We start from the raw sequence: 22,857 nt of genomic DNA on the forward strand, positions 1-22,857 counted from the left end.
ATGACCTCAGTTGTTTGCTTTGATATCGGAGGAACCGCAATTAAATATGGCTTGATCCAAGATGGAACGATCATCGATCAAGGAAAATTTGCAACAGACTTAACGAATGGATCGCTCATGTTGAGCCGCATGGGCGATATCATTCAAGACTACAAAAAAGCTCATGAGCTAGATGGGATTTCCATCAGCTCCCCAGGCTTTGTAGATAATCGATCCGGCATGATCATTTCGGGAAACATCATTGACGGATTCAACGGACTCAATATCCGGGATTACTTTCAAAAACATTACCAATTAGATACAGCTATCGAAAACGATGCCAACTCGGCTACGATCGCCGAACACGCTTTAGGCAACGGAAAAGGCTATGAGAACATGGTTTGCATGACGTTGGGTACAGGTGTTGGCGGTGGTATCATCATCAACAATAAGCTTTATACCGGAAACGCGAAAATGGCTGGAGAATTTGGTTTCATGTTCATCAACGGCATTCAAACGGATCGCCCAGAAGATGAGATCCTTTCTGGCTACGCGTCGACAAGAGCGCTTGTCGAATCCGTGAATAAAGAACTCGAAGAAGAGATCGACGGGATCGAGGTTTTTGATCGCGCCAATCGTGGAGATGCTTTGTGCAAGCAAAAAACTTCCGATTTCTTCGATGCGATCGCGATGGGCATCTACAACATTGCCTATACGATCAATCCTGATATCGTTTTGATCGGTGGAGCTGTTTCCATGCAGCCTCAGCTCATCGATGAAGTTAAAAAGCGGATCGAATACTTAACACCATCTTTTTCTCTCAACTTACTGGATATTATGAAGATCGATCGCTGCAAATTCTTAAACGATGCAGGACTCTATGGAGCCTATGCCAACTTTATAGAGTCAAGAAAAGTCGAAGCGTAGTCTTCGGCTTTTTTTTTTGCGAATAGATATGTTACGATAATCAAAATTCTGCCGCCGGGTAGTGCTCACGTTTGTCATAAGGCCTTTGAAGACAAACGGGAGTGTTTTTTTTAGGAGGAAATAAAATGTATCATTCAATGCGCCGTTCAAGGCAACAGCTTTCTGAACAAGAGACGATCAAGATCTTAGAAAACGCAACTTCAGGCGTGCTTGCTCTTTTCGATGCGGATGATTATACGTATGCCCTTCCCATCAGCTATGTGTACCATGGAAACGAGATCTATTTTCACAGCGCCTCTTCTGGACATAAGATCGAAGCGATCAAATATCATCAAAAAGTGTCTTTTTGCGTAGTTGCGCAAGACAAGATCGTTCCGGAAAAATTTACGACCTTTTTTAAAAGCGCGATTGTCTTTGGAACAATCGAGATCATCGAAGATGAAGCAGAAAAAAGAAAAGCGATCGAATGTCTTTCTAAAAAATATTCTCCCCATGAAACCGAGGAAAGAACTCAACAAGAGATCGATCGGTTTTGGAAGCAGCTGACGATGCTAAAGCTCAATATTGAAAAGATAAGCGGGAAACAATCGATCGAGCTTGTTTGAATGATGTTAAAAAACAACACTTGGATCTTAGGATATGGCTTTGTTTTCAATCCATTGATCAATCTTCCCGTCTTCTTTTGGATCGATGTTTCTTATGAGAATTTAAGCTATATTGGAACGACCCTTCATCATCCGCTCTACCTTGTGCTTTGGGCCATCTCAAGCGTATTCGGATTGTATTTCTTTTCAACCGCTATTTGGAGCGCGTATTCGATTCCGTATCGTCGATGGCTCCACGCCCTATTTTGTATCGGCATGATCCTTTCCTGTCTCATTCCCTATTCAGCCGATATGCCAGGTTGGATCAACGATCTGCATGTGTGGATCGCGATCGTTTGTGTGTCGGGATTTATCTTTTCTTGGCTTAAAACGATCCTATATTCTTGGCTTCCCTCTTCGTTTTGGATCCTTTATAAAGCGTTGCTCATTATCTTCGCGCTAGGATTTCTAGCGATCTGTTTTGCGGGATCGATCAATGGTTTGAGCGAAATCATTTTCTCGATTGGCGTCAACGCGATCTTGAGCCTTACCCTCTTCAATTTAAGCAAGAAGGATAAAAAAAAATGATCGAACTTTTTAAGCTGGATCATTTTTTAATACCACTCGTTTTGTAGCGATATTTTGACAAAAGAGCGCATCGTGCTCCACAAATAATAGCGTATACTGACTTTCTTGAAGCATTTGTTCGATTTGCACCCGACTCTGCAGATCTAGATCGTTCAAAGGTTCATCCCAAATATACAAATGGGCTTCTTCGCAAAGGCTTCGCGCAAGCATGATCTTTCGTTTTTGACCATTGGATAATTCAAGAAGTGGGTGAGCGAGCTCTTCACGGGAAAAGCCGAGTTTTCTAAGCAACGTCATGATTTTTGTTCGATCGATCGCATATTGCTCGATATAGTTTCGCAAAGAGCCTTTGACTTCCTCGAGACTTTGGGCAACATACGAGATTTTGAGTCCGCTAGCAAGATCCAATTCGCCTGTATATTCCACTTGTCCTAGGATTGCTTTGAGCATGCTGCTTTTGCCGCTCCCGTTTGGACCTGCCAGCAAGACGTGTTCTCCTTGCTCGATCGAAAAGCTGACTTTATTCGTTTGCCAACCATCATAAAGAACACTTACATTCAAGAAGCTGATGAGTTTTGCTCGCTTATATGGGATCGTTTTAATTTGTAGCTGTTCAAGCTTGATATCGCTTTTGAGAAGCTTTTGTTTTTGAGCGATCGCTTTTTCTTTACGTGCTTCGATCGTCTTGGAGCGTTTCATGAGCTTGACTGCTTTATGTCCGATAAATCCTTTATCGGCTGCTCCGATCTTTTCTTTTTCTTTAGAATGGGACCATTCGCTATTTAGGCGTGCGGATGAGGAGAGTCGTTTGATTTCTTTCTGTAGACGGATGTTTTCAGCTCGATCACGTGCAAGCTTATGTTCGTGATCGATTTGCCAAGCTGAATAATTCCCTTGTCGAACCGTAATTCCATGATCGATCACGACTAAATGATCGATACAGGCATCCAACAGCACTCGATCATGACTGACAAGCAAGAAACCTTCCTTCGAGCTTAGATATTGGGCGAGGAGCTTCTTTCCTTCAAGATCTAAATGGTTGCTCGGTTCATCTAACAAGATATACGCTCCTTCTTTCAAAAACATAGCACCTAGCATGCTTCGCATCCTCTCCCCATACGAAAGAGTCTCAAAGGGATGCCAAAGAATATCGTTTCTAAGATGGAGCTTCGCGCATTCTTTTTCGATCTGCCATGCTTGAGCACCAGAAATTTCTTCTAAAAGTTCGATCGTCAATAAAGCTGGGTCTATTCTCTGACAAGGAAAGATTTCTGCAGATACAGGTTGAATCAATGTTCCACTTCCTTCAAGTTCTCGAGCAAGGATCTTCAAAAGTGTCGTCTTTCCGCAGCCATTGGCGCCGATCATGCCGCATTTCCATCGGGTATCCAAGGAAAATGAGATATGATCCAGTATGGGATCATCAATCGATTCATATTGAAAGGTATATTTATTGAATGTGATCATCGCCATCGTTTTCACCTCCAAATAAAAAGACCGCAAAGAAAACTTCCGCGGTCTTGATTGATTTGGCGTTGATAAAAATGGACCGATCAATTGGTCCCGTGTTTAAACATGATTAAAAGATGGAAGTTTTCTGTTTTCTAGTCGTTTGTATAAACAGAAACATTCAACATCTTCTCACCTCTTTCTCGAATATTATATGCTTCTGCTTTCAAAAAGACAAGTTTTCACAAAATTCCTTTAAAACAGCCACTTTTTCCAGTTGCTTGTTTTTAGTTTCATGCCTTGTTAAGATGAAGATGCCAAAAGAAAAGGTATTAAAAATTGGTTTAAACATAGAGAAGATCTATGCGGGATCAAAAAGCGTTCTAGCAAATTGGACACAAAAGTCGTTAAAATGAGCAAAATAGACTCGAAGAAATTGAGAATAAGATGAGGGAAAGCTCTCTCGTTACAACAAATCAAAAGAAATCAATCGATTCGAGCGATCAGTCAATAGCTAGACGAAAGAGATACGATCCTAAAGCATAGAGAATCTATGTCGGATCGAATGCATCTCGTCAAGCTTTCGCGACACAGAAGTCGTTAAAATGAAATGTCAACAACGGTCAAATAAAACATGGTTATGGCAGCAAGCGGAAATGAACGGTCAAACCTAGATCGATCATCACAAGCGAAAACATCTGAAAGGAAAGATGGACGCAGGACCGAGCGAAAAGAATAAGTCCAAATCATAATGAATAGGAAGCATAGAACCACTCGATATGTGGTCAAATAGATAGACGAATTCATTCATCCAAAACATAAAAAGAGTCCGAAAGGACTCTTTTCATATTATTCGACATCTAAATTGAGATTGTTGATCTTTGTAAGATACGATTCTGCTTTTTTGACAAAATACATCGTATTGCCAAGCTGAACCACTTTTTCAAAATACATCTTTGCGATGTTGTAGTCTTCCTGTACAAAGCTGATCAAAGCGATATAGTAAGATGCGTCCACTTGCTGAAACGGAAATGGCGAATGCTTCAAAGAAGCGAGATAATACTTTTTGCATTCATTGAAATCGCCATTCATCAATCGGATCTTGTTTTCGATCGAAGCGATCTCTTCAGAACGGATCATCACGCCCGTTGGGCCAAAATTCATGCGAACTTTGCTCGCTTCTTCCTTGCATCGAATCAGTGCTGCCTCATCTTTGAGCATATAATCGATATATCCCATCAAAGACCAATACGTCAAAGTGCTTGCCGCGTCTTTTCGCGGATACGTGATCAAGATATCTTGCGCGAGTTCTGGATCATCCATATAGATCAAGCATTGCGCCAACAATGATTTTTGCGTCAATTTGATCTTGTTTCGCTTCGTCGAATAATAGACGATCGCGGAAAAGCAAGCTTGAGGATCGCAATTTTCATACAAGAGCTTCGTGATCGGAATAAAGCATTGAGCCCGATAACGAAGAAGAGCGTTGAACGCCATCATATAAAACAAAAGCGCCAAGACCAAGATCCAAATGTTGTTGATGAAAAACATGATGCAGAAGATCGCGACGATCCCTAATGCGTAGATCAAAGAGATCCGATCGATCTGCTTGCGGCACTTGATCGCCAGCTCCTTGTATTCTGGAAGCAGCTGATGATGGATCTGATAAATACGGACGATCTCCTCGTCGTTGCTGATCTTTCTTGCCCGCAAGGAAGAGAGAGTCGAACTTCTTAAGGAAAGCCAGCCATAGAGCGTGACGATCATCATCGGGATCACAAGAAAGGTGCTGATCATAAGCATTGTATCTGGCATCATAAATAGAAGCATGAAAATCAAATAAGGAGCCCAGGCGCTGATTGGAATGAGCATTTGAGAGATCAAGACGGCATTGACGATCCCCGCTACGACCAAACCACCCATCGCATACGTTAACACGATATTCGATTTCATGAACGAAAGGACTTCTGGAGGTACGATCCCAGCGCTTGTGATCGCTGAATTTGAGAACGTGAATGCCATCAAGAGCACACCCACACAAAAGGCCGCAACTAAAATCAAGAACTGAGTTTTACATTTATATTTCCACATACTATTCCTCGTCTTTTTCTTTATGGAGAATATTCCTAGCAGGCAATCCGACCGCTGTCGCATAAGTGGGAACATCGTTCAGCACGACCGCGTTCGCTCCAACTTTGCTGTAGGCGCCTAGCGTAATATTTCCTAAGATCTTCGCACCCGAACCGACATAGACTCCATCCTCTAATGTTGGGTGTCTTTTGCAATCTGTCGATCCTCTTCCCCCTAAGGTCACTCCATGGTAGAGCTGACAATCATCCCCGATAATCGTCGTTTCGCCGATCACTACCCCCATACCATGATCGATGACTAGACCTTTTCCGATCGTCGCTCCTGGATGGATCTCGATGCCCGTTTTATGACGAGCCCGATTCGACAGCCACCGAGCAAATGTATGATGGTCATGTCTCCAAAACCAATTGGCAATTCGATAATGATACAAAGCTTTAATGTGCGGATAGATGAAGAGGACCTCGAATTTTGATTTAGCAGCAGGGTCGAGCTCCATCGTCCGCTTTACGTTATATTTTGCATATTCGATCAATGAACTTTTAGACATGTATCAATTTTAGATTTTTTTCAACTAAAATGCAAGATAAGCAACAACTTCCCGTCTTTTCCCATATTTAATTGAAAAAAGCACATCTATACATAGATATGCTTCGTGGGATTAAGATAATTTGCGCTTGATCCAAACGATCAATACAATCGAAGTAACCAAAACGGCTAGGCTAGCGAACAATCCAGTCCGCATGGAAGTAGGCACTTTAGGGGCTACGACTTTAGTTTTTTCATTTTGGAAAGCGAACGTATAGATCGCTTGCTTTTCTTGTTTTTGATCGTCGATCGAAACTGTTCCTTTTTCATCCACTACGATCTTCACCTTTCGTTTACTTCGATCATATCCATTAGGCGCCTTTGTTTCTTGGATCGAATACGTGCCTGCCTTCTGGATCGTAAAGAGAACCGTTCCATTTTGAGGATCTCCTTCCATGTTTTGGAGCATTTCACCCTCTTCGTCATAGAGTGCGAACTCAAAATCAAGAGAAAGGATCGGTTGATTTTGCATATCCACTTTTTGAACTTGGACTTTGATCGTTTCAAAATCATTTTCAAACAAATATTCAAATGGATTCGATCCAGTTTGCCATTGCTCTTTTTCGATCGTTTCCATTTTCTCCAAACGCACATACCCTTGTGGCGCTTCTATTTCTTCAATCGTATAGGAGCCATAAGGAAGATCCGCTTCAAACCGAACATTTCCTTCCTTATCGCTATATTGTGTTTCTAGCACTGTATTTTCTTCGATCTCGATTTCTTCTCCCTCTGGATTCACATAAGCGATCTTCTCTTTATTCGAAAGAGCGAACAAGGAATCCGCGAGAGGTTTTTTCGATTCGGCATCGATTTTTTGAATCTTGATCTTTGCTTTTTTACGTTCGTTTTCAAGCTTCGCTTTCTGAACAATCAACTGTGTTTCACTATTTTCCGCCTTCAATTCAATCGGATACTTTGTGGAATCTAAAACATAACCGTCTTTGGTTTTCGTTTCATGAACGACATAGTTTCCCAACGGAAGCTTTGCGCTGAACGCTTTTCCTTCATGATCCGTAGTTAGTTTTTCTACGACTTGTCCTTTTTCATAAAGGATCGACTGATCGGCTGGATCTAGAATATCCTCTTGAGCGAGGATCTCGAATTCGACACCTTCAAGACCTTTAAGGGCGTATTCGAAATTCGTCTTGATCACTTCTTCTTGGATCGTTTCATGATCGACGAGAACTTCTCCTTGTTTTTGGATTTCGATCTGGCCACGAATCGCTTGATTGCTCATTTCGAATTCGATCGTTCCACTTCCCGTCTGTTCTTTGACGATCCAGTTTTTTTCTGGATCCAAATAATAATCTTTGCCGCTCTTGACTTCTCTTGCCTTATAGATATGATGACTTGATTCGTACGCTTGAACTTTCGCGTTTACATCTTGTTCGGCTTTTTTTTGAGCCATCGCTTTTGCATCCGCTTCATTTCTATGAAACCCTTGCGCAAGCCATTCATTTTGGCTGGCTTCATCGTACGCATCAAAATTGACTAAATAGTTTTCTTCATACGTTTCGGATTGGAATGTCTGCTTTTCTTGATGCTTGAATTCGATCGTTCCTTGCCCGTTCGTCGAGGCGGTATGGATCAAAACATCGTCTTTATAAAATTCGAATTCAACGTTAGGAATCGGTTTTTTCGTCTCCGAATCCGTTTTCAGCAGCTGTAGATGAATGTTCATATTGCCTTCTTTGCTCGTATCGGCTTTGACTGTTTGTGTTTGCGGAGCGATATCGAGCTGATAATGGAAAGAAAAACTTGGTGTGTCTATCTTGCCAAAAGAACCGATCGTTTGATTGTTGTTTTGAAAATAGACTTTTTTAGAATTGGTGACTTCGTTCGATGGATATAATGCTTGATAAGAAAGGGTTCCTGTTTTTGAAGCGCCTTTTTCAAGCCACACGAGCAGCGTGTTTCCTTCCTGTTGGGCTTGAACATGGTCAGGAATCGAAGTGGAAAAATAATGAGTGAAGACAGAATTGGTGTCTTCTAAACGAATCGCGTTTTCTTTTCCATAACCAGCAAAGGTGATAGTTTGCTGGCTAAAAGAAACAGGTGTATCGAATGCTTTGATCCGTTCTAAGATCTGATTTCTTTTCTCTTGAACTTCGCTAGGAATATCATAGAGTTCTCCTGGATGTTTGACTTCCCACATACAGATTTGGGTAGCGGCAGCCATCGCTTCTGAATAATCGCCTTGATAGCCATAGCCAACACTTTGGATCTTGGAAAGCAGCGCGATCTGTTCGGGCGTATATCCTAATCCAAATACGTTTTGAGATAAGACGGCGTCGGCTTGTTCATTGAAGGCTTGAGAACCATACAGGATCGATTGCTCAAACAAAATATCTGGCTCCAAACAAAAGAGCACTTCATTGCCAACTTTGAAATAGCCAACATACGATAATGGATCATTCCATGAGATATAAGGGTTGTTTCTATCATCCCCTTGGAATGTATAGAGCGGATATTTTCGACTCACGCTGGATAGAGGATAGAATTCGGCTTGCCACGTCCCTGAAGCGAACAAGGGGCTGATCATTCCTGTCAAAGTCATGAGCATGCTCGAAACAATCGCTAATGTAATGTGTAATAGTTTTTTCATAAACCATTCTCCTTCTTCTAGTCGATTACGACGAGTATTGAATACGAATTTTTTTTAAAGAATGGTTCCGAATTTTTATTTTTCTTATATTTCCCTTATTTTTCCCATACTTTCACATAGGTTCTTTTTTTGTGTGTTCTTCTTTTTCCTCTTGTTTCGATCGCCTCGCTTCAGTATGATAAAGAGCAACGAGTTAGAAAAGAGGTATCGAGATGGCTTTTTTACCAACAAGCTATGAAGAGATGAAACAAGCTGGTCTTGATTCGGTGGATTTCGTATATATTTGTGGAGATGCGTATGTAGATCATCCTTCGTTTGGATGCGCAATCATCACACGGACATTGGAAGCTTTCGGGTATACGTGTGCGATTTTAGCGCAACCCGATTGGAATAAGGACGAGGAGTTTTTACAGTTTGGAGAGCCGCGCCTTGGTTTCTTGATCTCTGCTGGCAACATTGATTCGATGGTCAATCATTATTCGGTCAATAGAAGACGCCGCGATAAAGACAATTATTCCGATCAAGGGATCATGGGGAAAAGACCGGATCGAGCGACGATCGTCTATTCGCAAGTGGTTCGTCGATTGTTTCCACACGCCAATATCTTGATCGGAGGAATCGAAGCCTCCCTTCGTCGATTGGCGCATTATGATTATTGGGACGACGCGGTTCGCCGTTCGATCTTGATCGATTCGCAAGCGGATCTTTTGATGTTTGGGATGGGCGAGAATACGATCATCGAGGTGGCGGACGCTCTCAACAGCGGAATGAAGATCCAAGATCTCGTCTATATTCGAGGTACTGCTTGGAAAACGAAATCGCTTGACTCGATTTTTGATGATTATATCGTTTTACCTTCTTATGAAGAGGTAAAGACGGATAAATATGCCTACGCGAAAAGTTTTATGATCCAACATGAAAATCAAGACGCGATCCAATCGAAAATGCTGATCGAGCCTTACGATGGATGGTATGTCGTTGTCAATCAGCCCCCGCTTCCTTTGAGCCAAGAAGAAATGGATTTTACGTATTCTTTACCGTATGAGAGAACTTTTCATCCAAAATACACTTATATTCCGGCTATCGAAGAAGTTCAGTTTTCGATCACGAGCAATCGCGGCTGCTTTGGGAATTGTGCCTTTTGTGCGATCACAAGCCATCAAGGCCGGATCATTTCCACACGCAGTGTAGAAAGTGTCGTTGAGGAAGCAAAAACGATCACGAAGATGAAGAATTTTAAAGGGTATATTCATGACATCGGAGGGCCAAGCGCCAATTTCTCAAGACCAGCGTGCGATAAACAAAGAGAATATGGCGCGTGCGCGAAACGAGAGTGCTTATGGCCTAGAAAATGTCCCAACATGAAAGTCGACCATTCGCATTATGTCGAGATGCTTGATGCCGTCCGCGAACTTCCTGGCATCAAAAAAGTCTTTATCCGCTCGGGGATTCGTTATGATTATTTGATGTACGATCAAGACGATACGATGTTCGACCGCCTCGTCCAATATCATGTGAGCGGCCAGTTGAAAGTGGCGCCTGAACATGTAAGCGCGGAAGTGCTTGATAAAATGGGGAAACCAAGAAAAGAGCTGTACTTTAAATTCGTCGATAAATTCTATCAAAAAAACAAACAATTCAACAAGAATCAATTTCTTGTCCCGTATTTGATGAGCTCGCATCCAGGAAGCACGTTGAAAGACGCGATTGAACTGGCTTGTTATTTGAAGAAGATCCACCATACGCCTAAACAAGTCCAAGACTTTTATCCGACTCCAGGTACGTTAGCGACTTGCATGTATTATACGGAAATGGATCCAAGAACAAAAAAGCCAGTCTATGTTGCCAAAACCTATCATGAAAAACTAGAACAGCGTGTCTTGATGCAGTATTCGTATCCAAAAAACTATGCGCTCGTCAAAAAAGCGCTCATCAAGGCTGGTCGGGAAGATCTGATCGGAAATGGTCCAAAATGCTTGATAAAAACGTATCCTCCTCGCATGGTTTCTAAGAAAAAGTCAAGCAAAAAGCATATTGACAAATAGTTTTTTTGCTTGTATTATTGAATGGTCATGATAATGTATGGAGAGTTGTCCGAGCGGCTTAAGGTGCAGTCTTGGAAAGGCTGTGTAGCGAAAGTTACCAAGAGTTCGAATCTCTTACTCTCCGCCATTCAAAAAATAATCTCCCGCAAGGGAGTTTTTTTTGTGCCTAAATTTACTTTTTGCACACTCTAAAAAAGAACCGCTATTGTGCTTCGCGGTTCTTTGAATCGATTTGTTCGAGTTCGATCATACATGCTTCATCGGTTCCTAATTGATCAGGTAAGATTAGACCCGCATCAATGCTTTTCCCATAAAGAGGTGGCCATCTTCTTTTCGACGATACCAACGATTCTCATCAAGGCCTTGCAAAAAGACGTGCGGCTTTTTCATGTTGGGCCTATGTTCGAAAACGACCGCTTGCACGATAATCTTCTTTTCATCTTTCGATACAAATGACCATGCGCTGACATTTTGTTGATTCGGATCCGAAAGCCGATAATAATCTCTTTCTAAAACGAGTTCCTGCATCGATTTATAGACCTTGATTTGTTCTTTGACTTCTTCTTTTTCTTTAGGACTCAATTCAGAAAGATCCAATTCATAACCAAATGTTCCAGCCATCGCCACGATCCCTCTTGTGTAAAGAGAAATATTTCGTCCTGTTTGATGATTCGGGATCGCCGAGACATGGGATCCTGTCGCGCTGATCGGATAAAAGAAGCTAGTCCCGTGTTGGATAAAACAACGATTATGGGCATCTGTATCGTCTTAACACCAATATTGCGGAAAATAGTATAACATTCCCGTGTCAAAGCGTCCCCCTCCGCCTGCGCATCCTTCAAACAAAATATTTTCAAATCGGGATGTTAGTCGATCTGCAAGATCGTAAACTCCAAGCATATAACGATGCGCCATTTCGCTTTGCATTTTTGGACTAAGCGAAGGAGCGTAAAAGTCGCTGATCGAACGATTCATATCCCATTTGATATAATCGATCTCGTTTTCCTCGATCAACTTAGCAAAAATGTGTTCCAAATAGTCGACCACTTCTGGATTCGCCATATCAAGAACGAGCTGATATCGGCTGCGGGCGGGATCTCGCAATGGAGATCGAAGCACCCAATTGGGATGATCGCGATAGAGCTTCGAGTTTTCAGATACCATTTCTGGCTCGATCCACAAGCCAAACTGCATTCCTAAAGCATGGATCTTTTCGACAAGTTGTCTTAGCGGCATTTGTAGCTTTTCTTCGTTGACGAACCAGTCTCCTAAGCTTGAATCGTCATTGTGACGCTCTCCAAACCATCCATCATCCAAAACGAACAGCTCGATCCCAAGTTCGTACGCGCTTCTCGCGATCGAAAGAAGCTTTTCTCCATTGAAATCGAAATAGGTCGCTTCCCAGTTGTTGATCAAGATTGGTTTTTTTTGATGAACAAAAGAAGAGCGGATCTAATGAGAACGGATAAAATCGTGATATTGATTGCTTAAAACACCTAATCCTTTTTCTGAATAGGACAAGATCGCTTATGGCGCGCACAAATGCTCACCTGGTTTCAACTGCCAGCGAAAGTTCTCGCTACGAAGTCCGATCGTCGCACGAATCTGATCCAGTTGATCTTTTTCTATATCGGCTTCAAAACCGCCCGAATAGACAAGAAGCATTCCATACGCTTCTCCGCTTGTTTCGTTCGTGTTCTTTTTCGCAAGGATAATTCCTGGATTGTGCTGATGAGAAGATTGACCACGTCTAGATCCGATAGAAAATGTTCCATGGCTCAAAGACGTGCGCTCTGTAAGTCGTTCCATGGCATGTCTTCCATGAAAGTGGATCACTTCGTAATCGCTTTCTGGTAAATCGAGACTTGCGCTCACGGCCTTTTTTACTTGAATTTCAAAAGGCGTCATATTGCGTATCGTGACCGAACGGGTGATTACATTTTCTTCCTCGAAGATCCCATAGAGCCAATATACAAAGATGTCATATACAGTATCCTTGAACGTGATCTTTAAGGATTGTGTCTTTTGGTCACGATCAAACGAGGCGGGCAGCTTTTCGATCGTATATTTTCCATCGAGAATCTCATAGGAATAATAGCGCAGATCGAGCGAAGAAGAACCATCCGGAACTCTCAGTAACAAAGCCGGTTCGCGAAAATCCGAGATCCCGCCGCATGGATACTCAAGAAGACAATCGTTCAGAGAGTACATTCGGCTTTTTTCCGTATCCCATAAATTGGCAGAAAAGCTGATTTCTGGATAATCTTCGATATAACTCATATCCATTTCTGTATTTGGCCCATACCATGTATGGTTCAATATCCCATACTGATCGACTTTCATTTGATAGAGAGAACCGTTTGTCGTCAGCGAAAACACTTGATCTCGTACTTGTATTGACATTTTTAATCTTCTTTCTGTTTGATTAATTCCATGTTTTATTCGAATGAGTTTTAAATGTCAACTAGATTTAGTAAATTTTTTTGTTTTTTTTACTTACTCATTTCAATTTCAGTTGGTTTTTTCCAACGCATTTCTTGACGATATTGTTTGGGTGACTTATTAAAAAGGGATTTAAAAGCACGAGAAAAATGAAGCTGATTCTCATAGCCGACTTCTTGCAAGATCTCGGCGATCTTCATATCGCTCACTTGCAACATACCGGCCGCCTTGGTCATACGATACTGTAATAAAAACTGCATAGGAGCCTTTCCAGTCACTAGTTTGAAGCTTCCGATTCTCTTAAAAAGACCCTCGATCAACAAGGCTTTCAAAATGGAAGAACGCTTAAAATTGGTATTCGTCCTGAAAATTTGCGTGTTGGAACCAAGGAAGACAAAAATAAGCTAACAGGACGAGTGGATGTAGCAGAAATGCTCGGCAGTACGACAAACATTTATATTACTATGAAAAACGGTGCGAAGGTCGTGGCGGCTTTACCTGGCGATGTGCGAGCGTAAACCGATCAAGAGCTCTTTCTCGTTCCAGATCTAGATATGCTCCATGTTTTCGATGCGGAAACGGGATTGAATATTCTAGAGATGTGAATAGAAAAAAGAACTGTAATCCATTAAATTTGGACACAGTTCTTTCTATTTACTCTATCGAGTGTTGGAATACGTCTTGCACGAGGGCTTCGATTTGTTTCTTTTGCGCTTGCGTAAGGATCGAATTTTCTTTTGTGATCGTGATCTCTTGATCGAATCGGACGACATTATCACCATATATTGTCGTTTGCTTGGTCACGCTTCGAATGGAGACGAGTCTGTTTTGCTGGTCGAGCGTAAAATACATTTCATTGAATTGGATCTGAATATCCACGACGTCGTTCAATCCTTGATCATAAGACTCGAGAATTTGTTCACTTTTTTCGTTTGGATCTTTTAAAGTCACCTTAATCACCTGTCCTTCTCGTTCATAACTGTAATTGGGATCAAGGCCAATGATTTCTCCTTTCACATCTCTTTGAAAAATAGTCGAAAGAGTGCTGGAGAACGGGTTGTTTATAACAAATACAATTGGCATAGAAGTGTAACCATCGTCAATATACTGCTCCTCTTCTTTTTTGAGATTCATCACGATTCCTTGCTCTCCATCAATCGCCGTTACGCTTTGAACTCGAATCTCTACTGGGTCTGTTCTTAAACAATCGTTCAAGTCGTATTGGATCCCCTCGGATTTCCAGATATCGTTATAAAAGGTGAGTGCGTGCCCATCGTGGATCGCGACCGTTTGATAACAACCTTCCGCCCCTGTTTCTTGTTGATACTCGAAAGCTTCTTTCATTACGGGATAAATCGAAGGATCTTCTTTCTTTTGGCTATGACAGCCGACCATAGTGAACATCAGCAGTCCGATGAATCCTAGCTTGATTAAATTTTTCATGATTGGATCACCTCCACATTCAGACCGTCTTTTTCTTTTTCGATCACGAATTCGATCGGCTGCCACTTGTTTGAGTATTTAAAACGAATGAGTCCTGATTTAAGAGTGTTTCCATCGAGTTTGACTTTGACTTCTGCTTCATATTCTCCTTCATTCAAATTTGTCTGCAAGGAAGACAGAGGAGCGTTAGGCATTCCATTCATATACACTTTCTTTCCTTCATGCCAGATGATGAATTCGGTGAATTGAGCGTCTCTTAGATCTTTATAATTCAAAATGATCGTCGCGCTCGATGTCGACGAAGCTTCTTTTTCCATCCAGTTTTGAAGAATGATCGGATGTAAATAAGCTTCTTTAATCGAATCAAAATCGCTTTTCTTGAATATTCCTAGATCATCCCCTTCATAACTCCATCGAATTTCCTTTACATCTTGAACAAGAGCTAAAAGACGCATCGAGAGTCGAGAAATCGTTAAAGATGGATCAAAGCTTTGTAGGTCGTTTTCTGGATCGAGAGATTCTATATCCACAAACAACACACCGTTCTTGAATCGTGTCGTACACGATGCGATCGATGTTCCGTATGTGATGAGTCGCTTCACATCGTTTTGATCGCTACCGCTTTTTGAACGCATATTGTAAAGACGAGCGATCGATTTTTTTATAGGATGGCCTTGGTCCCATTCTATGAGTCCGTTGATCCATACTTGATCGATATCGTCGGCTTCAAAAGAAGCTTGAAAGTTTTTCTCCCCGTTTGGGGTTTCAAATAAAGTCGCTTTCAAAATATTTTGTTCTTTTTTCCAGCGAATGCGTCCGATTCCTTCTCCTTCTTTGAGATCTTGACTGTAGAGCTTGATTGTTCCTTGGTTATAGGTGATCGTGTTGATCAAATCCTTTGGCGGGATCATAGAGCCGATCCCATACGTTTTGATGGCGAATAAGCTTCCGATAACCAAGCAGGTCGCGATGATGGTAATCACTAAATTTCGGGTGGTTTTTATTCGGATCGTTTTTAAATAATCAATTTGGCGACTTGGTGCTTTCGTGATCGCATTGTCTGTCTTCATGTTTTTATAGGCCCTATCACATTGTGGACAAGTTCGTAAATGATCTTGGATCCATTCGTTTGTTCTTTCATGGGTCAATCCTTCAATATAGCTTGGCAAAAGATCGAGTATAATGTCGTGTGTCGTTTGTTCATCCATCGTTTTCCATCTCCTTTCTCAGTTTTTCTTTAGCGCGATAAAAAGTCACTCGTGACCAGTTTTCAGAATGTTCCATGACTTCTCCGATTTGAGCGAAGCTTAGATCTCCATACATCCGCAAATAAATGACTTCCTTTTGTGCTTCGCTCAGCTTACGGATCGCTTTGAGCAAGCGGATTTTATCGACTGGATCGACTTGAGCGCTGGCGATCATGGAATCATCTAGATCAATCGTAGATGGATGCTTGCGAAGATAGGCGGCATACAATCGTTTAGCGATGGAGCAAAGCCATGTAGAGACTTGACAAGATCCATCGTATGATTTTAAAGAGCGATACGCTTGATAAAACGTTTCTTGCGTCAGCTCTTGAGCGATCGATTCATCATGACAGTTCGAAAGCAAAAATTTGTAGATGAACTGGGCGTATTGCTTATAAACGTGTTCGAATGATTCCATCTTCTTTCTCCTTTCACTCATTTATGTTGAAAAGGCCCTATTCGTTACAATTATTTTAATATTTTTATTTCATTCGCAAAAGAAGTGTTATGAAATAAAATCGCATGAATGATATTTCAAACACGCTTTTGTTTTGATGAATTTCTCAATGGATCTTGTAGAATAAAGCCATCAAGAGGAGGAAAGAACAATGAAAAAAATCAAACAGCAAGAAATCATGCAGCGCTATATCGCATCGCGCTCAAGGGATATATATATATATATGGAGTGTTCCCACTTACTCAAACACAGCGAAAAGCCCGATCAAAGCGTTCGCATTCCCCGCAATCTTAAAACTATGTGGACTTGAAGATGAATAATTCAAGTCCTTTTTTATTTCATTTTAATTTTGTGTTCGCTCAAGTTCGCCTTTTGCGAATGGAATTTTAAATTCTACAGAAACTATTCCTGTTTTTCAATCGAGTCTACATAATGTATGCAAGATATGAAGGGAGATCATTATGGAAACGAACGCATTATGAACACAACCTGTTTCAAAACTATTATTTCATCTTGCTTTGCCGGCGATTTTCGCGCAGCTCGTCACTCTTCTTTATAATTTGGTGGACCGTATCTTTATTGGTCCAATGAGCGATGGAATGCTGGCGATGGCCAGGGTTGGATTATGCGCTCCTATCGTAACGATCATCACAGCCTTTACGAATTTATTTGGACGTGGGGGAGCGCCTTTAGCCACGATCGTAATGGAAGAAGAGAAGTATCAAAAGGCGGAACATTATTTAGTAACGACATTCATCTCATTGATTGGGACTTCATGCATGTTGACCTTGATCGTTTCCATTTTTAAAAAGGAGATCTTATTGGTATTAGGGGCTAGCGAAGCTACCCTTCCTACGCGTTTGACTATATTTCGATCTATATTTTGGGAACACTTTTTATTCAGCTTGCGGTGGGCATGAACGACTATATCACAGTGCAAGGATATGCGAAGGATCAGAAAGATCGTGGAAACCGTTAATTTGCAAGGAGAATTCGTCTATATGGCAGACTCCCTTCCAGAAGACGCATGCGCGATCATTGTCTCATATTCTGGAGAAACACCGATTTATAAAGAGGTGATCGCTTCTTTAAAACAAAAAAAGATCCCGATTCTCGGGATCACGAATATTGGCGACAATATGGTATCATAAGCAAGCGACATTGTCCTTCATCTCTGTACCCGGGAAAAGCTTTATTCCAAGATCGCTACATTTTCAGCGGATACTTCGATCGAATATTTGTTGGATGTTCTTTTTGCGGGAGTGTTTTCGTTGCATTGTAAAGAATATTGGGAGACAAAGATCGAACGCTCTTCCAAGATCGAGCGTGGCCGTTTTTCTTCAATCAGCTTGCTTAAAGAAGATAAAGATGAATCGTAAAAAAGGAAGCACTTTATGGCTTCCTTTTTAAATACTTATGCTTTTTTGATTTGGTTCAGTTTATTGTTCAAGTCGATGATTTGTTCTTTCGAGAGCGCTTTTGACATTCTTAACGCCGTCTCAACTGGGAATCCCATCATCATTTCCATCATATCTGTGGCTTCTTCTCCTTCTGGTCTTTCTCCTAAAAGAGAGCCCATGCCTTCTAATACTGGCTTTAATAGAGCGGCTGCTTCTGGAACGCTAAAGATTTCACCGAAAGAGTCCATGATCGATAGATAGCCTTCTTTTTCTACGCCATCATTGAACCAGTTGTGGACGCTTCCACCCACCACAATGTAATCTGGATTCTTTTCTTCCACTTTGCGGATCTTCATTGTATCTGCGATGTATTCATTCGATCCTACAGCTTTGATTTCATGTTCACCAGAAATTTCTACATTCCAACGACAAATGTGATCAACTGCTTTTTGTGTTCCCATGTCTTTTCCGTCTACGTACAAAGTCACTTCTGGCTCATTCGTATACACTTTGACTTCAGTCACTGGCTGTTCGCGATCGATATACCGTTTTTTCGTCAAATATACGAATGGTTCTTTTGACAAGTATGCTTTGTAGATATAGAATGAGTCTTTTTTCGTCTTTCGATCGAAAGAAACAAGTCCTTTTTGGTTTCTTCCTGGAATACCGCCTTCATTTCTCGCGTCGGCAGCGAAGTCAAATCCATTCCATACATGCATTGCCCATATCCAAGGACGTTCTGTGACCATCTTCAGCATATGTTCATGATAGATGGCTTGATAGTCTTCTGTATAGTCGCCACGACCTGGTTTTTCTGAATGGTATTTTGGATTGGCGTCTGCTCCAAATTCTGAGATTCCGATCGGAATATTTGGATACTTAGCGTGGAAATCATCGAACCAAGCATCGTTGTCTTCGATCTTTCCTGTATACCATCCAAAGTAATGGTTGTAGCTTGTCGCATCTGGAAGAGCTACTAATGGAGAATCTGTACGAAGCATACTTACATGTGCCATCACGGTTTTACGAGTTGGATCGAGCTCATGGACAAGATCATTGAGTTCTTGATGGTTTTTCAATAAGTCTTCGCTTTCTCCTGCGATCGTGATCTCGTTTGAAAGTCCCCATACAAAGATCGAAGGGTGATTGTAGTTTTGGATCACGAGTTCACGCATTTGTTCTTTTGTATTTTCGTTGGCTGCTTCATTCGCCATATGGCTAGAGATATATGGAATTTCAGCCCACATGATCAATCCATTTTCATCGGCAAGATCATACCATTTTTGATCGTGCTGATAGTGCGCTCCACGGATCGTATTGGCTCCCATTTCCTTCAGGATCGCCATATCGGTTTCATGATGCTGGTCTTCAAGCGCATTTCCGAGATTTTCCCAATCTTGGTGACGAGCCGTACCGATCAATTGATAAGGATGTCCATTTAAGATAAAGCCTTTTTCTGGATCGATCTCGAATGTACGGAATCCAACGCGGATCGTGAGTTCATCCAGTTTGTCTTCTCCTCTTGATAGTGTCGCATCAGCAGTATAAAGATATGGATCTTCTACACCATCCCAAAGATAAATGTTTTCCATCGGGATATTGAACGATACCTGATTATTTTGAATCGTGCCTGTTTGACATGCGACCGTATTTCCTTTTGCGTCTTTAACGCAAACCGTTACTGTATCGCCATTTTGCGCATTTTGCGTATAAGCAGCGACTTGAAGTTCGCCTTTACCATCTTCAAGAACAACTGGAGTTAAAGCGATTCCAGTTCCTCCATAATAATTAAGCGCAAAATGAGCTTTATTGACTTTGATCAAATTCACATTACGATACAATCCACCATAGAATGTGAAGTCTGCTTGTTGTGGGTACACTTCGTTGTTTGGTGTATTGTCGACTAAGATCTCAAGAGAGTTGCCGTTTTTCAGCTCTTCTGTTAAATTGACACGATAGGTGGAATATCCGCCCTTATGTTCAGCTAATTCTTTGCCATTCAATACAACTTTTGATGTTGAATTCGCTCCGTTCACTTCTAAATAAAGTTCTTCGTTTTCATCAAGAGCAGGGACATCTAAAAGTTTGCGGTAGCTTGATTGTCCTCTCCAATAATCGTTGCCACCATCTGTTCCATCGATGGCATTCCATGTATGTGGTACATTGATTTGTTTGACTTGATTGTTCCCATCGAGCTTAGAGAACGCCCAATCTTTATTGATATTTATAATTTGACGCATTTAATTACCTCTTTCTGGATCTGTTTGACCTATCGGAATTATAGCACTGCCAAACGTAAAAATATATGTAATCGGTTACATTCTACAATTTCACTTATTTTAGATTAAATTAAATATAATTTTAGCAATTTTCATTAAAAAAAGCCGATATTCGCGGCTTTTTTTGTTATTATTGGTTATTGCTCGAAGCATTTGCTGCATTTGTTGTCACAGCACTTTCTTCTTCTCGGATCGCGTCGATCGCAAGAACGATCATCAAAAGTACGAGCGAATCTTGATCATCTTCGTAATGGATCGCATAATGATCTGTCATATGCCAAAGTTCTTTATCGATCTTTGCGATCGTTTGTCCTTTATCGTTTTTCACGACATAATTCCAATTGAAAAAATCGCCTTCGACTTTCCACCCTTCATAGCTGACGCTCAGTTTTGGACGAAACAAAGAGACTTCTTTGCGGATTTCTCCAATTTTCTTTCCATCTTCAAACATTTCGAAAGTTGGAAGCAATGCGATCATTTTTTTATGGATCGAACCGATTGGCTTCCCTTTGGCGTTCTCGATTTTTAACGTTTTTGTGAGAGAGGGTTTTCCAATCACACGATAAGCAAGATTTCCATTTTGGTTTTTGACATCAAATTTTCCGAATAGAGAAAACATTTTTTGAGCGATGTACAATATTTGCATATATAAACTCCTATCTTATTTAATGATATTATAATCCTTTATTGGTGATTTGAAAAACAAAAGCCTTGCAATATATTTAATGATAAAATTGAATATTTCAATTTATGTTCCACGCTTTTCTAGATGAATATGTTAAGATAAATACGATAAAGAAGGTGATAAAGCATGATGTTTTGGAATCGAAAAAAACAAAATCAACCGATCCAATATGAGAAGCCAAAGCCAGATGATGTTCGCATAGCCGTTCATTTTACAGGAATTGTCCAAGGGGTCGGCTTTCGAGTGGAAATGTGGAGGAGAGCGAATGAAATGCGCTTAAGCGGTTGGGTGAGAAATAATTTAGATGGCAGTGTCGATGCGAATCTGCAAGGAAACATCAAAAAGATCGATACGCTCCTTGAGCAGATGCAGCAGATTCCTAGGATCCAGATAGAGCGGATCGACACCCAGCAGATTCCTCTACAAGACAATGGACCTTTTGAAATGCTGAACTATTAAGGAGAAATTATGGAAAAGATAGCAAGTTTTACGATCGATCATATTGCCTTGAAACCTGGTTTTTATGTTTCTAGAAATGATCGATTCGATGGAATGAATATCACAACGTTTGATTTGAGAATGACTTCCCCAAACGATGAGCCGGTCATGAATACAGCTGAGATCCATACTCTTGAACATTTAGGAGCCACCTATTTGCGAAACGATCCCTTTTGGAAAGATAAGACGATTTATTTTGGTCCAATGGGATGCCGAACTGGATTTTATTTGCTTGTTTCGGGAACGCATTCATCCAAGGAGATGCTTTCATCTTTGATCGCTATGTTTGAGTGGATCAAGGAATTTGAAGATGAAGTTCCTGGGGCGAGCCCAAAAGACTGCGGGAATTATTTAGATATGAATCTGCCAATGGCAAAATGGGTTGCTGCCCGTTATCTCGAAGTTTTGAAAAACGCAACAGATTCGGAATTGGAGTATCCACATTGCGAATAAAAACTAGAGAAGTGATCTATTCGGCATTCATTGGCTCGATTCTTTATCTTCTGTTTGTTTTATTTTCGAATATCTTATACGTGGAAATGCTCACATTCACATTGGTCGTATTCTCGCTTTCATTTCCGATCTATACAGTCGTTTATGGAGCTCTTCTTTTTGGAATGCTTCAAATCTTACTGAATGGACTGCTTCCTTGGAATGTGATGTATTTATGCATCTATCCACTATACGCATTGATTACTTATGTATTCAAAAATATACTAGAGAATCATCCGCTAAGGATCGCTTTTTATGGAATGTTTTTATCGTTTTTGATGGGACAATTGATGGAGCTCCCATTTCTCTTTTTCAGTAAAACGATCACGATCGCTTATATTCTTTTAGGTCTTAAAACATCTATCATTCAATCATTGATCACTTTTTTAGAGTTTTTATTTTTATTTGATCCTGTAAAGCGGATATTGATCCAAATCAGAAAGGAATCGTTATGAAAAAGAAATGGCTATTTGCTTTGATCGCTCTTTTATTGGTCGTTGGGATCCTCTTGATTTCAAAACTTGGGAATATACCTTCTGATCCGAGTGCGAAACAAATTCATATTCAAGTTGTCGATGAAACGGCAGAACCAGCCAAAACAATTTTATCTCAATCGTATTCTACGAACTCTAAAACATTAAAAGAGTTTTTAGAAACTGAAAAAGAGCTCGAAGCCAAGCTTGAATCGGGATCGTATGGAACGATCCTTCAATCGATCAAAGGCATGGATCAAGATATGGATAAAGGACCTTGGCTCATATATGAATCCAACACAAATCCTACTTGCAAAGAACAAGGAGCTTGTCCTGTCATGGACGATATTCCTCTCAAAGACCAAGATAAATTTATATTTAAACGAATCCAATCATTTTAGAAGGTTATCCCTTCTTTTTTTATTTACAAAAAAAAGACCAGAAAGCATACACTTTCTGGTCTTCTCTAGAACCGGCAGCGTCCTATTCTTGCAGGCGCTAAGCCAACTACCTTCGGCGATGGAGTGCTTGACTTCTGTGTTCGGGACGGGAACAGGTATTTCCACTTCTCTGTCACCACCGGATCTT

At 40.9% G+C, this 22,857-nt stretch carries 24 protein-coding genes, 1 tRNA gene, 1 rRNA gene and 1 pseudogene; 13 read left to right on the forward strand and 14 right to left on the reverse strand.

Annotated elements, in window-relative coordinates:
* The 3 genes from BO225_RS00600 to BO225_RS00610 all read left to right on the forward strand — a co-directional run bounded on the left by BO225_RS00600 (window position 1) and on the right by BO225_RS00610 (window position 2,078).
* The gene (locus tag BO225_RS00600) at window positions 1-906 is read left to right on the forward strand and encodes an ROK family protein (RefSeq protein ID WP_076340362.1); all 906 of its coding nucleotides are present in this window, start codon (window positions 1-3) and stop codon (window positions 904-906) included.
* Window positions 907-1,031: 125 nt separating this feature from the next.
* Complete coding sequence (locus BO225_RS00605; RefSeq protein ID WP_076340363.1) at window positions 1,032-1,511, forward strand: pyridoxamine 5'-phosphate oxidase family protein; 480 nt, start codon at window positions 1,032-1,034, stop codon at window positions 1,509-1,511.
* Window positions 1,512-2,078 carry a hypothetical protein gene (locus BO225_RS00610; RefSeq protein ID WP_076340364.1) on the forward strand — a complete coding sequence of 189 codons (567 nt, stop codon included), beginning with the start codon at window positions 1,512-1,514 and terminating at the stop codon, window positions 2,076-2,078. It begins immediately after the preceding gene.
* Between the two features lie 9 nt (window positions 2,079-2,087).
* On the opposite strand, the gene abc-f is transcribed toward BO225_RS00610, so the two are convergent.
* From abc-f to BO225_RS00630, 4 genes are all read right to left on the reverse strand, one after another.
* Window positions 2,088-3,551: a ribosomal protection-like ABC-F family protein gene (abc-f, locus tag BO225_RS00615; RefSeq protein ID WP_076340365.1), complete on the reverse strand. Its 1,464-nt coding sequence runs from the start codon at window positions 3,549-3,551 to the stop codon at window positions 2,088-2,090.
* An 825-nt stretch (window positions 3,552-4,376) separates the two neighbouring features.
* Entirely contained in the window at window positions 4,377-5,618 is a 1,242-nt protein-coding gene (locus BO225_RS00620) for a tetratricopeptide repeat protein (RefSeq protein ID WP_076340366.1), read from the reverse strand.
* A 1-nt stretch (window position 5,619) separates the two neighbouring features.
* On the reverse strand, window positions 5,620-6,165 hold the full coding sequence (gene epsC, locus BO225_RS00625) for a serine O-acetyltransferase EpsC (protein WP_076340367.1): 546 nt from the start codon (window positions 6,163-6,165) through the stop codon (window positions 5,620-5,622).
* A gap of 111 nt (window positions 6,166-6,276) precedes the next feature.
* Complete coding sequence (locus BO225_RS00630) at window positions 6,277-8,808, reverse strand: MSCRAMM family protein (protein ID WP_076340368.1); 2,532 nt, start codon at window positions 8,806-8,808, stop codon at window positions 6,277-6,279.
* 212 nt (window positions 8,809-9,020) lie between these two features.
* Between BO225_RS00630 and BO225_RS00635 the strand changes: the two genes are divergently transcribed.
* Together BO225_RS00635 and BO225_RS00640 are read left to right on the forward strand one after the other, a co-directional pair.
* Window positions 9,021-10,853 (forward strand): YgiQ family radical SAM protein, encoded by a 1,833-nt coding sequence (locus BO225_RS00635; RefSeq protein WP_076340369.1) that lies wholly within the window; start codon window positions 9,021-9,023, stop codon window positions 10,851-10,853.
* Between the two features lie 39 nt (window positions 10,854-10,892).
* Window positions 10,893-10,980, forward strand: a tRNA-Ser gene (locus BO225_RS00640).
* A gap of 158 nt (window positions 10,981-11,138) precedes the next feature.
* On the opposite strand, the gene BO225_RS12470 is transcribed toward BO225_RS00640, so the two are convergent.
* The 4 genes and pseudogenes from BO225_RS12470 to BO225_RS00650 all read right to left on the reverse strand — a co-directional run bounded on the left by BO225_RS12470 (window position 11,139) and on the right by BO225_RS00650 (window position 13,573).
* Window positions 11,139-11,381, reverse strand: a complete 243-nt coding sequence (locus BO225_RS12470; protein ID WP_233120257.1) for a GH36 C-terminal domain-containing protein — start codon at window positions 11,379-11,381, stop codon at window positions 11,139-11,141.
* Window positions 11,379-12,305: pseudogene (locus tag BO225_RS12475) on the reverse strand (alpha-galactosidase); the annotation flags it as partial. The gene BO225_RS12470 and the pseudogene BO225_RS12475, both read right to left, overlap by 3 nt.
* A gap of 75 nt (window positions 12,306-12,380) precedes the next feature.
* The gene (locus BO225_RS12480; RefSeq protein WP_198936070.1) at window positions 12,381-13,256 is read right to left on the reverse strand and encodes a glycoside hydrolase family 36 N-terminal domain-containing protein; all 876 of its coding nucleotides are present in this window, start codon (window positions 13,254-13,256) and stop codon (window positions 12,381-12,383) included.
* Between the two features lie 89 nt (window positions 13,257-13,345).
* On the reverse strand, window positions 13,346-13,573 hold the full coding sequence (locus BO225_RS00650) for a helix-turn-helix domain-containing protein (protein WP_269843887.1): 228 nt from the start codon (window positions 13,571-13,573) through the stop codon (window positions 13,346-13,348).
* A 78-nt stretch (window positions 13,574-13,651) separates the two neighbouring features.
* Here BO225_RS00650 and BO225_RS13040 point away from each other — a divergent pair, with 78 nt between their 5' ends.
* Window positions 13,652-13,813, forward strand: a complete 162-nt coding sequence (locus tag BO225_RS13040) for a TOBE domain-containing protein (RefSeq protein WP_276911915.1) — start codon at window positions 13,652-13,654, stop codon at window positions 13,811-13,813.
* A 136-nt stretch (window positions 13,814-13,949) separates the two neighbouring features.
* On the opposite strand, the gene BO225_RS00660 is transcribed toward BO225_RS13040, so the two are convergent.
* The 3 genes from BO225_RS00660 to BO225_RS00670 are packed head-to-tail and all read right to left on the reverse strand — an operon-like array spanning window position 13,950 to window position 16,403.
* Entirely contained in the window at window positions 13,950-14,738 is a 789-nt protein-coding gene (locus BO225_RS00660) for a hypothetical protein (protein WP_076340371.1), read from the reverse strand.
* A complete protein-coding gene (locus BO225_RS00665; protein ID WP_076340372.1) occupies window positions 14,735-15,946 on the reverse strand; it encodes a zf-HC2 domain-containing protein in 1,212 nt (403 codons plus the stop codon). The genes BO225_RS00660 and BO225_RS00665 overlap by 4 nt, the downstream gene beginning before the upstream one ends.
* Window positions 15,939-16,403 (reverse strand): RNA polymerase sigma factor, encoded by a 465-nt coding sequence (locus BO225_RS00670; RefSeq protein WP_076340373.1) that lies wholly within the window; start codon window positions 16,401-16,403, stop codon window positions 15,939-15,941. The genes BO225_RS00665 and BO225_RS00670 overlap by 8 nt, the downstream gene beginning before the upstream one ends.
* A gap of 190 nt (window positions 16,404-16,593) precedes the next feature.
* Between BO225_RS00670 and BO225_RS12245 the strand changes: the two genes are divergently transcribed.
* The 3 genes from BO225_RS12245 to BO225_RS00680 all read left to right on the forward strand — a co-directional run bounded on the left by BO225_RS12245 (window position 16,594) and on the right by BO225_RS00680 (window position 17,593).
* Entirely contained in the window at window positions 16,594-16,752 is a 159-nt protein-coding gene (locus BO225_RS12245; RefSeq protein WP_158023763.1) for a hypothetical protein, read from the forward strand.
* Between the two features lie 208 nt (window positions 16,753-16,960).
* The gene (locus BO225_RS00675; RefSeq protein WP_076340374.1) at window positions 16,961-17,362 is read left to right on the forward strand and encodes an MATE family efflux transporter; all 402 of its coding nucleotides are present in this window, start codon (window positions 16,961-16,963) and stop codon (window positions 17,360-17,362) included.
* Window positions 17,363-17,386: 24 nt separating this feature from the next.
* The gene (locus tag BO225_RS00680; protein ID WP_076340375.1) at window positions 17,387-17,593 is read left to right on the forward strand and encodes an SIS domain-containing protein; all 207 of its coding nucleotides are present in this window, start codon (window positions 17,387-17,389) and stop codon (window positions 17,591-17,593) included.
* A gap of 263 nt (window positions 17,594-17,856) precedes the next feature.
* Here BO225_RS00680 and BO225_RS00685 read toward each other — a convergent pair whose 3' ends face one another.
* Together BO225_RS00685 and BO225_RS00690 are read right to left on the reverse strand one after the other, a co-directional pair.
* Window positions 17,857-20,082, reverse strand: a complete 2,226-nt coding sequence (locus BO225_RS00685) for a glycoside hydrolase family 2 protein (RefSeq protein WP_076340376.1) — start codon at window positions 20,080-20,082, stop codon at window positions 17,857-17,859.
* A gap of 169 nt (window positions 20,083-20,251) precedes the next feature.
* The gene (locus BO225_RS00690; RefSeq protein ID WP_076340377.1) at window positions 20,252-20,767 is read right to left on the reverse strand and encodes an LURP-one-related/scramblase family protein; all 516 of its coding nucleotides are present in this window, start codon (window positions 20,765-20,767) and stop codon (window positions 20,252-20,254) included.
* Window positions 20,768-20,932: 165 nt separating this feature from the next.
* Between BO225_RS00690 and BO225_RS00695 the strand changes: the two genes are divergently transcribed.
* Genes BO225_RS00695 through BO225_RS00710 form a run of 4 tightly spaced genes read left to right on the forward strand, consistent with a single transcriptional unit; the run spans window position 20,933 to window position 22,670 of the window.
* Window positions 20,933-21,265 (forward strand): acylphosphatase, encoded by a 333-nt coding sequence (locus BO225_RS00695; RefSeq protein WP_076340378.1) that lies wholly within the window; start codon window positions 20,933-20,935, stop codon window positions 21,263-21,265.
* A gap of 9 nt (window positions 21,266-21,274) precedes the next feature.
* Window positions 21,275-21,757 carry an S-ribosylhomocysteine lyase gene (locus BO225_RS00700; RefSeq protein ID WP_076340379.1) on the forward strand — a complete coding sequence of 161 codons (483 nt, stop codon included), beginning with the start codon at window positions 21,275-21,277 and terminating at the stop codon, window positions 21,755-21,757.
* Window positions 21,748-22,251, forward strand: a complete 504-nt coding sequence (locus BO225_RS00705; protein ID WP_083632022.1) for a hypothetical protein — start codon at window positions 21,748-21,750, stop codon at window positions 22,249-22,251. The genes BO225_RS00700 and BO225_RS00705 overlap by 10 nt, the downstream gene beginning before the upstream one ends.
* Window positions 22,248-22,670 (forward strand): hypothetical protein, encoded by a 423-nt coding sequence (locus tag BO225_RS00710; protein ID WP_076340380.1) that lies wholly within the window; start codon window positions 22,248-22,250, stop codon window positions 22,668-22,670. Before BO225_RS00705 ends, BO225_RS00710 begins: the two co-directional genes overlap by 4 nt.
* Window positions 22,671-22,739: 69 nt before the next feature.
* Here the strand turns inward: BO225_RS00710 and rrf are convergent.
* Window positions 22,740-22,853 (reverse strand): 5S ribosomal RNA (rrf, locus tag BO225_RS00715).
* Between the last annotated feature and the right edge of the window lie 4 nt (window positions 22,854-22,857).

The organism is Dubosiella newyorkensis (assembly GCF_001945605.1).
GTDB classification, from domain to species: Bacteria; Bacillota_I; Bacilli_A; order Erysipelotrichales; family Erysipelotrichaceae; genus Dubosiella; species Dubosiella newyorkensis.